This window comes from Streptomyces parvus, from assembly GCF_014648875.1.
Lineage (GTDB): Bacteria > Actinomycetota > Actinomycetes > Streptomycetales > Streptomycetaceae > Streptomyces > Streptomyces parvus.
The window spans coordinates 185,962-194,711 of the sequence record NZ_BMRY01000013.1 but is presented as its reverse complement, the minus strand read 5'-3'; the positions used below and the strand labels follow the sequence as shown (position 1 = coordinate 194,711).

Annotated in this window: 11 protein-coding genes and 1 pseudogene; 3 read left to right on the top strand and 9 right to left on the bottom strand. The window is 70.4% G+C overall.

The window, feature by feature from the left end; translation table 11 throughout:
- From IE140_RS31395 to IE140_RS31385, 4 genes and pseudogenes are all read right to left on the bottom strand, one after another.
- Positions 1-115: pseudogene (locus tag IE140_RS31395) on the bottom strand (electron transfer flavoprotein subunit beta); the annotation flags it as partial.
- A gap of 196 nt (positions 116-311) precedes the next feature.
- Positions 312-821, bottom strand: coding sequence for a flavin reductase family protein (locus tag IE140_RS31390; RefSeq protein WP_032780111.1), 510 nt, complete (start codon positions 819-821; stop codon positions 312-314).
- Positions 822-864: 43 nt separating this feature from the next.
- Positions 865-945 (bottom strand): putative leader peptide, encoded by an 81-nt coding sequence (locus IE140_RS36720; RefSeq protein ID WP_351449023.1) that lies wholly within the window; start codon positions 943-945, stop codon positions 865-867.
- Positions 946-1,017: 72 nt separating this feature from the next.
- Positions 1,018-1,344: a TlpA family protein disulfide reductase gene (locus IE140_RS31385; protein WP_032769328.1), complete on the bottom strand. Its 327-nt coding sequence runs from the start codon at positions 1,342-1,344 to the stop codon at positions 1,018-1,020.
- 230 nt (positions 1,345-1,574) lie between these two features.
- Here IE140_RS31385 and IE140_RS31380 point away from each other — a divergent pair, with 230 nt between their 5' ends.
- Positions 1,575-2,297, top strand: a complete 723-nt coding sequence (locus IE140_RS31380; protein ID WP_032769329.1) for a lysophospholipid acyltransferase family protein — start codon at positions 1,575-1,577, stop codon at positions 2,295-2,297.
- A 57-nt stretch (positions 2,298-2,354) separates the two neighbouring features.
- Here the strand turns inward: IE140_RS31380 and IE140_RS31375 are convergent, their stop codons facing one another.
- From IE140_RS31375 to IE140_RS31360, 4 genes are all read right to left on the bottom strand, one after another.
- Positions 2,355-2,954, bottom strand: a complete 600-nt coding sequence (locus IE140_RS31375) for a transglutaminase-like domain-containing protein (RefSeq protein WP_109177533.1) — start codon at positions 2,952-2,954, stop codon at positions 2,355-2,357.
- A gap of 82 nt (positions 2,955-3,036) precedes the next feature.
- Complete coding sequence (locus IE140_RS31370) at positions 3,037-4,098, bottom strand: threonine aldolase family protein (RefSeq protein ID WP_189460904.1); 1,062 nt, start codon at positions 4,096-4,098, stop codon at positions 3,037-3,039.
- A complete protein-coding gene (locus tag IE140_RS31365; protein ID WP_010069887.1) occupies positions 4,095-4,862 on the bottom strand; it encodes an SDR family NAD(P)-dependent oxidoreductase in 768 nt (255 codons plus the stop codon). The genes IE140_RS31370 and IE140_RS31365 overlap by 4 nt, the downstream gene beginning before the upstream one ends.
- Before the next feature lie 26 nt (positions 4,863-4,888).
- The gene (locus IE140_RS31360; protein ID WP_150197650.1) at positions 4,889-6,286 is read right to left on the bottom strand and encodes a DUF6421 family protein; all 1,398 of its coding nucleotides are present in this window, start codon (positions 6,284-6,286) and stop codon (positions 4,889-4,891) included.
- Positions 6,287-6,579: 293 nt separating this feature from the next.
- Here IE140_RS31360 and IE140_RS31355 point away from each other — a divergent pair, with 293 nt between their 5' ends.
- Positions 6,580-7,263, top strand: coding sequence for a glycerophosphodiester phosphodiesterase (locus tag IE140_RS31355; protein ID WP_150197649.1), 684 nt, complete (start codon positions 6,580-6,582; stop codon positions 7,261-7,263).
- 34 nt (positions 7,264-7,297) lie between these two features.
- On the opposite strand, the gene IE140_RS31350 is transcribed toward IE140_RS31355, so the two are convergent.
- Positions 7,298-7,843: a GNAT family N-acetyltransferase gene (locus IE140_RS31350; RefSeq protein ID WP_150197648.1), complete on the bottom strand. Its 546-nt coding sequence runs from the start codon at positions 7,841-7,843 to the stop codon at positions 7,298-7,300.
- A 236-nt stretch (positions 7,844-8,079) separates the two neighbouring features.
- On the opposite strand from IE140_RS31350, the gene IE140_RS31345 reads away from it, so the two are divergent.
- Positions 8,080-8,685, top strand: coding sequence for a DUF5134 domain-containing protein (locus IE140_RS31345; protein ID WP_150197647.1), 606 nt, complete (start codon positions 8,080-8,082; stop codon positions 8,683-8,685).
- Positions 8,686-8,750: the final 65 nt, after the last annotated feature.

The window sequence follows — 8,750 nt, the reverse complement described above, 5'->3', positions numbered from 1 at the left end:
GCTCCGACAGCAGACCGTCGACATCCTCACGGTCCAGCGTCAGGTCATCGGCGAAACGCCGGTCACCGGTCGCGTCGGGCACGTACTTCACACAGACAACGATCCTCAAGCTCACGCCGGCTCTCCTACTGCATCGTCATTTCCGGGCTGCCTTGTTGCACGCAGCATAGGCGCCTTGTCGGGCCGGATCCGGTCGGGACGACCGAGGCTCCGAGGCCGATATTACTCGCCAGTACACCCAGACTGTTACCCCTGAGCAAGCGCACTGCACTGTGACCTTGCCAACGCGGCGGACACGTGCGTGCGTGACCTCAGTCTCGCAGAGCCGTGAAGCGTCCCTGGTGATAGACCAGCGGGCGACCGGCCCCGGAGGGCGAGCCTGCCACGGCTTCGGCGATGACGATGCGGTGGTCCCCGGCCGGGACGCGGGACACGACCCGGCAGACCAGCCAGGCGGAGACGTCCGCCAGCAGTGGAACGCCTTCGGGGCCGCTGCTCCAGTCGGTCGACGGGCCGAAGCGGTCGGCCCCGCTGCGGGCGAAGGTCGCGGCCAGTTCCTGCTGGTGCTCGCCGAGTACATGGACGCCGACGTACGCGGCCCCGGACACCACGGGCCAGCTGGAGGACGACGTACCGATACCGAAGGAGATCAGCGGGGGTTCGGCGGCGACGGAGGTCAGCGAGGTGGCGGTGAAGCCGACCGGGCGCTCCCCGGCGGCGGTGATCACGGCGACGCCCGCGGCGTGGCGGCGGAAGACGGAGCGGAAGAGTTCGGGCGTGGCGACCGTCTGGGCGGGGGCGAGATCGGGCGTTGCCGTCATGGACGTGTCCTTCTGCGGGAGTGGCATACGGGTCCGTGGGTGCTCAGACACCCGGACAGCGAGCACTCGCGTAGCGTGCGAGGTCCACGTGGACCCGGCCGTGAAGAAGGAGTTCTGGCGGCATAACGTCAGACTGACGATGCGTGGTGCGTGCAGTCAAGAGGGTTCCGGAAGGTGCGAGATGCATCACGGTCCGTCATATGGCGTGCCCCAGCGCCGCGACGACGTCGACCGTGCGGGGCTGTCCGGACGCCCTGCGGACCACCTCGCCCTCGGCGTCGAGCACCAGGACGGTCGGCGTCTTCGTGATGTCCAGCTCCCGCACCAGCGCGAGACGGTCCTCGGCGTCGATCTCGATGTGGGTGACCCCGTCGACCATTCCGGCCACCTCGATGAGCGTGCGGCGCGTGGCCCGGCACGGCTGGCAGAAGGCGCTGGAGAACTGGACGAGCGTCGCCCGTTCCCCCAGTTCCGCGCCGAGTTGGCCGGCGTCGAGTCGCTGTCCGCGGTTCCGGCGGTCCACCTGGTGCCTCCTGATCAGAGCTCTTCGTAAGGGGTCAGCACCGGCTGCCGTCCCGGCATTCCCGCAGCGTGCGGGTCACGCGCACGTGACGAGAATCTCGCGCTCCACGTCCGCCGGGACTGGCCAGGGGCCCGCGCATGGGGCACCATCGCCACAATGCCGAAAACCTACGGCTGCGTAACTTCCGCCGGGAGAACCCTCCCCAGGCACTGAAGAAGGGTCTTCCCCAGATGGCAGAACTCGTCTATCGACCGGTCATCGGCGCCGCTCGCACCATGTTCAAGGCGCTCGACCTGAAGATCGACACTCAGGGTTCGGAGCACATCCCGAAGACCGGTGGTGCGGTGCTGGTCAGCAACCACATCAGCTATCTCGACTTCATCTTCACCGGTCTCGGGGCTCTTCCGCAGAAGCGGCTCGTCCGGTTCATGGCGAAGGAATCGGTCTTCCGGCACAAGATCTCCGGTCCGCTGATGCGGGGAATGAAGCACATCCCGGTCGACCGCAACCAGGGCGAGGACGCCTACGCGCACGCGCTGCGGTCGTTGCGTTCCGGTGAGATCGTCGGCGTGTTCCCCGAGGCCACCATCTCGCAGTCCTTCACGCTGAAGAGCTTCAAGTCGGGCGCCGCGCGCCTGGCCCAGGAGGCCGGGGTTCCGCTGATCCCGATGGCACTCTGGGGCACGCAGCGGCTCTGGACGAAGGGCCGTCCCCGCAACTTCTCCCGCAGCCACATCCCGGTCACGATCCGGGTCGGCGAGCCCGTGGAGGCGCCCGCCGACCAGTACGCGGGCGCCATCACCCGGCGGCTGCGGGAGCGGGTCCAGGAGCTGCTGGAGGCGGCGCAGCGGGCCTATCCGGTGCGCCCGAAGGACGCGAGCGACACGTGGTGGGTGCCGGCCCATCTGGGCGGTACGGCTCCGACCCCCGCCGAGGTGCGCGAGCTCGGCTGACCGGCCCTCCCCGACCCTGCCCCTCCTGAGCCCCCGGTGAGCACGTACGCCGGGGGCTCAGAGGTGCGTGGGGAGGGTCGGCCACAGTTCCGTGCGGTCCCGGGCGTTCCTCAGTGCGCTGAGGACTTCCGGGGGCGGTGCGGCGTACACGGTCGGGTAGTCCGCTTCCCCGAGGTGCTCGCGCACCGTCCACGCCAGCCGCTCCTCCTCCAGCGAGAACCGCGCGTCGATGCCCGGTTTGTTGCCCCGGGGGTCCACCCGTGCCCACCGGTCGTGTCCGGGCAGCCGGAGCGCGACCAGGCCGTGGACCACGGGGTTCGCGCCGTCGTCGTCGGCGAGGCGCTGGTAGCAGAGGCCGGCCGGGATGCCGTGGGCCCGAAGGAGCGCGGTCAGCGCGATGGACTTGGCATAGCAGATGCCGTTGCGGGTGGCGAGGACGTCGGAGGCGCGCCAGGTGACGCGTGGATCGCCGGAGTCCGCAGAGTGCGGGACGGTGTCGCGTACGTACGTGAAGGCGGTACGGGCGTATGTATATGCGTCGCCGGTATCGCGGGCCAGGTCGGCCGCCACCTCCCGCACCCGGGGGTGTTCATGGTCGATGGCTTCGTCGGCGGCCAGATAGGCGGCGATGTCCGGGGATTGCTGGATCAGCTGCATGGTCCCGGAGCGTACGAAGCGGCCGACCGGATATCAATCGATTTCCGGTCGACCGCATAGTCATGCGCTGTGTGAGGCGCCCCTACCGCGCCATCTCTTCCTTGATCGCCTGGAGGAAGGCGTCGACGTCGTCCTCGCGGGTGTCGAACGCGCACATCCAGCGGACGTCGCCGGCCGCCTCGTCCCAGAAGTAGAAGCGGAAGCGCTCCTGGAGCCGCTCGGTGACCGCGTGCGGCAGCCGGGCGAACACGGCGTTGGCCTGGACCGGGTAGAGGATCTCCACCCCGTCGATCGCCCGGACGCCCTCGGCGAGTCGCTGGGCCATGGCGTTGGCGTGCCGGGCGTTGCGCAGCCACAGGTCCTTGGCGAGCAGCGCCTCCAGCTGGACGGAGACGAAGCGCATCTTGGAGGCGAGCTGCATGGAGAGCTTGCGCAGGTGCTTCATCGCCCGGACCGCGTCCGGGTTCAGCACGACGACGGCCTCGCCGAACAGCGCGCCGTTCTTCGTGCCGCCGAAGGACAGCACATCGACGCCGACCGTGTTGGTGAACGTCCGCATCGGCACGTCCAGGGAGGCGGCGGCGTTGGCTATCCGGGCCCCGTCGAGGTGCACCTTCATGCCGCGCTCATGGGCGTGGTCGCAGATGGCGCGGATCTCGTCGGGGGTGTAGACGGTGCCCAGCTCGGTGTTCTGGGTGATCGAGACGACCTGCGGCATGGCCCGGTGCTCGTCGTCCCAGCCGTACGCCTGCCGGTCGATGAGCTCGGGGGTGAGCTTGCCGTCCGGGGTGGGCACGGTGAGGAGCTTCAGCCCGCCCATCCGCTCGGGCGCGCCGCCCTCGTCCACGTTGATGTGCGCGGACTCGGCGCAGATGACCGCTCCCCAGCGGTCGGTGAGCGCCTGGAGGGCGACCACGTTGGCTCCGGTGCCGTTGAAGACCGGGAAGGCCTCGGCGGTGGGGCCGAAGTGGCTGTGCATGACGCGCTGGAGGTGGCCGGTGTAGTCGTCCTCGCCGTAGGCGACCTGGTGGCCGCCGTTGGCCAGCGCGATGGCCGCGAGGACCGCCGGGTGCGCTCCGGCGTAGTTGTCACTGGCGAAGCCGCGTACCTGCGGATCGTGGTGACGCCGTGCGTCGGTCCTCACGGTTGCGGGGTCAGCCACAGGCGCTTTCCGTTCACTTCGGGGGCGGGCTCGTCCCAGACGCCGGCGATGGCCTCGGCCAGCTCCGTGACGTCGGTGAAGCCCGCGAACTTCGCATTCGGGCGCTCGGCGCGCATGGCGTCGTTCACCAGTGCCTTGACCACCAGGATCGCAGCAGCGGTACGCGGTCCGTCCTCGCCCCCCGCCTTGCGGAAGGCGTCGCCGAGCGCGAGGGTCCACGCCTCGGCCGCGGCCTTGGCGGCGGAGTAGGCGGCGTTGCCCGCGGTGGGCTTGCTGGCTCCGGCGGCGCTGATCAGGAGGTAGCGGCCCTTGTCGCTGCGCTCCAGGGCCTCCTGGAAGGCCAGCGTGGTCGACTGGACGGTGCGGATGAGCAGCTTCTCCAGGGCGTCCCAGTCGGACAGGACGGTCTCCTGGAACGACTTGCTGCCGCGCCAGCCGCCGACGAGGTGGACCAGGCCGTCGATGCGGCCGAACTCCGCCTCGGTGCGCTTGGCCCAGTCGCGGGTGGCGTCGAGGTCGAGCAGGTCGACGGTCTCACCGGTGACGGTCGCGCCCCCGTGGGCGTACCGCGCGGCGTCCACCGCCTCGGCGAGCCGTTCGGGGTTGGCATCGCAGCCGACCACCGTGGCGCCCGCCTCGGCGAGTCGCAGCAGCGTCGCGCGGCCCGCGGGTCCCGCCGCTCCGGCGACCGCGACCACGGCTCCTTCGAGCGCACCTGTCCCCTCGCCCGTGCCGTTTCCGTTCATGGCCACCGCCTCCTCGGGAGAATGGTTCACGCGGCTGCCCGCTCGTCGTTCGCCGCGGTGATTCCCTTGGTGGAGGCAATCACGTGCTTCAGCTTCTTGGCGAGCGCCTCATAGAACATGCTCAGGGGAAACTCGTCCGGAAGCACGTCGTCGACGAGCTTGCGAGGAGGAAGTGTGAGGTCGAGGGCGTCGGGGCCCTTGGCCCAGCGCGATCCCGGGTGCGGGGCGAGGTAGGTGGAGACGAGGTCGTACGCGGCGAACCAGTGGACCAGCTTGGGGCGGTCGATGCCGTCGCGGTAGAGCTCCTCGATCTCGCCGCAGAGCTGGTTGGTGACCTGCGGGGCACGGTCCCAGTCGATCTTCAGGGTGTTGTCGGTCCAGCGGACGACGTCGTGCTTGTGGAGGTAGGCGAAGAGCAGCTGGCCGCCGAGGCCGTCGTAGTTGCGGACGCGCTCACCGGAGACGGGGAAGCGGAACATCCGGTCGAAAAGCACCGCGTACTGCACGTCACGGCCGTGGGCGTTGCCCTCGGACTCCAGCTTCACGGCCTCCTTGAAGGCGGTGAGGTCGCAGCGCAGCTCCTCCAGGCCGTACATCCAGAACGGCTGGCGCTGCTTGATCATGAACGGGTCGAACGGCAGGTCGCCGTGGCTGTGGGTGCGGTCGTGGACCATGTCCCACAGGACGAACGCCTGCTCGCAGCGCTGCTGGTCGCCGATCATCTCGCGGATGTCCTCGGGCAGCTCCAGGCCGAGCAGCTCGACGGAGGCCTCGGTGACGCGGCGGAAACGGGCGGCCTCGCGGTCGCAGAAGATGCCGCCCCAGCTGAACCGCTCGGGGGCCTCGCGCACGGCGATGGTCTCCGGGAAGAGCACCGCGGAGTTGGTGTCGTAGCCGGAGGTGAAGTCCTCGAAGGTGATGCCGCAGAAGAGCGGGTTGTCGTAGCGGTTCGCCTCCAGGTCGGCGAGCCACTCGGGCCAGACCATCTTGAGGACGACCGCTTCGAGGTTGCGGTCGGGGTTGCCGTTCTGCGTGTACATCGCGAAGACGACGAGGTGCTGGAGGCCGTCGGCCCGCATCTTCGCGGGCTGGAAGGCGAGCAGCGAGTCGAGGAAGTCGGGGACGCGGAAGCCGTCGGCGGCCCAGCGGCGCAGGTCGGTGACGAGCGCCCGGTGGTAGGCGGCGTCGTGCGGGAGCAGCGGGGACAGCTCCTCGACCGCACCGATGACCCGGTCGAGGACGCGCTCGACGTCGGCCGGGGACGGGGCGCCGTCGGCCTCGAAGTCGATGGATCCGTCCTTGGACTGCCAGGGGCGGATCTCCTCCACGGCATCCCTGAGCACGGGCCAGGCCGGGTGCTCGACGACCCGCGGGGCCGTAGCTATCGCGCCGTCGGTGGCGTCGTGCACAAGAATTTCCGTCATAACACTTCCTCCACGGGAGAACCTCGCGTGACATCACCGTAGCCGGGCAGGGATCATTCCGACAAGGGGAGCCCCGAAAATTATCCTGCGTACCCCCCGTGGTCACCGCTGTTTTTCCTGTGAAATACCGGGGAAGAGGCAGTTCCCGCAGCGTTGCTCGGATCCGGGCGACCGGGCCCGCACGGCGTGGGACATCCCGCGCCCGGGCCGTTACCCTCCCCAGTGCCGTATTGCCGTACCTCAGCGCGGGCAGGAGCAGTCGGCGGGAAGCCGCCGACGGAAACGAGGTCGCCTTGTCATTTCTCACCCTGGGTCATCGCGGAGTGATGGGCGTCGAGCCCGAGAACACGCTGCGCTCCTTCGTCCGCGCCGAGGCGTCCGGCATGGACGCCATCGAGCTGGATCTCCATCTCAGCAAGGACGGCGCGCTCGCCGTGATGCACGACGCGGACGTGGACCGCACGACGGACGGCACCGGGCCGATCGCGGCCAAGACCCTGGCGGAGCTGCGTGAGCTCGACGCCGGGCGGGGCGAGCGGATCCCCGTCTTCGAAGAGGTGCTGGAAGCCGTCTCCTCCCCGCTCCAGGCGGAGATCAAGGATGTGGCGGCGGCCCGCGCGCTGGCGGACGTGATGCTGGAGCGCGATCTCGTCGGCCGGGTGGAGGTGTCCTCGTTCCACGACGAGGCCGTCACCGAGATCGCCCGGCTGGTGCCCGGCGCCCGGACGGTCCTCATCGCCAGCCGCTGGGGCGGGGACGTGGTGGACCGGGCGAAGGCGGCGGGTGCGGCGACGCTCGCGCTGAACATCCGCCGCCTCACCCTGGAGGTGGTGGAGCGGGCGCACGCCGAGAGCCTGAAGGTGATCGGCTGGGTGGTGAACACCCAGGACCACCTGCGCCTCGCCCGGGCCCTGAACCTGGACGGCGCGACGACCGACTTCCCCGAGATCCGCCGCACCGGCCGCTTCACCGCGTAGGAGCGCGGCGGACCCGGTGCGGCGGGCCGGACCGTCAGATGTTCTTGACGAGCAGTTCGAAGGCCAGATCGTCGCGCTGCGGAATGCCGAAGCGCTCGTCGCCGTACGGGAACGGGGTGAGCGATCCCGTACGGCGGTAGCCGCGGCGCTCGTACCAGGCGATCAGGTCGTCGCGCACCGAGATGACCGTCATGTGCATCTCGCCGACGCCCCAGCTCTCCTTGGCCGTGCGCTCCGCCTCGGCGATGATCAGCTTGCCGAGTCCGCCGCCCTGGAGACCGGGCCGTACCGCGAACATGCCGAAGTAGGCCGCTTCGCCCCGGTGTTCGAGCTGGCAGCAGGCGACGATCTCGCCGCCGCGCTCGACCGTGAGGAGCCTGCTCGCCGGGGCGTCGATGACGTCGCGCACACCCTGCTCGTCGGTCCGCTGCCCCTGGAGGATGTCGGCCTCCGTGGTCCAGCCGGCGCGGCTGGAGTCACCGCGGTAGGCGGACTCGATCAGGACCACCAGCGCCGGGACGTCGGCCTCGGCCGCGTCACGGAAGGTCAGCCGGGACGAGTCGGGCGTGGCGGTGTCCATGGTGGGGCTCTCCGTTCCTCTGCTGCCGTACGCGTCTGCGTGCTGCCGTGCGTCACGCGTCTGCGTGCTGCCGTGCGTACGGTCGCTGTCGCGCGTCCGGTCGAGAGTAACGCGACCCGGGGCGCCCCCGGCGTGCTCCCTTCACTCCCCTGTGCGCCGGGTTCGGCGGCGTCGGCGTGGGCAGCGATGGGGCGACCCGCAACAGTGCCGTACGTCCGACCGGGGGGAGGCGCGCCGTGCACGGAGGGGCTGCGACCGGCTGGCTGCTGATGGTGTTGTGCGCGGTGAGCGGCGCCTACTGCCTTCTGCGCACCCGCACCGGGGCGCCTCAGGAGCGCCGCACGGCGCGCTCGGAGGCGCTCATGGGTTTCGGAATGGCGGCGATGGCCGTCCCGGCGGCGGTGCTGTCGCCCCCGGGCTGGGCCTGGGCGGTGTACGCGGTGCTGTTCGGCGCCGCCGCGCTGCGGGCCCTGCGCCCCGCCCTGCGCGGCGGCCACCATCTGCACCATCTCGTCGGCTCGCTGGCCATGGTCTACATGGCCGTGGCGATGGCCCCTGCGGTGACGGGGAGCGGCGGGGGCGGCCATGCCGGACACGGGGCGGCGGGAGCCGGTGGCATACCCGTCCTGACCGGGGTTCTGCTCGTCTACTACGCGTTCTACGTGCTGGGCTCGGCAGGCCGGCTGCTCCCCGGAGCCGGCGCGACACCGGCCGGCGGCGCCGGTGCCGTCGGGCGGGGTCCGGGCGGTTTCGGGGGCGGGACGGACCGGCGGCCCGAGCTCACGACGGCCTGCCGGCTGACGATGGGCATCGGCATGTTCGCCATGCTTCTCACCCTGTGAGACGGGAAGTGGGACAGAACCCCCGTCAAACAGTGGCCTGCGTCACTTGCCGGTCGGGGCCGTAC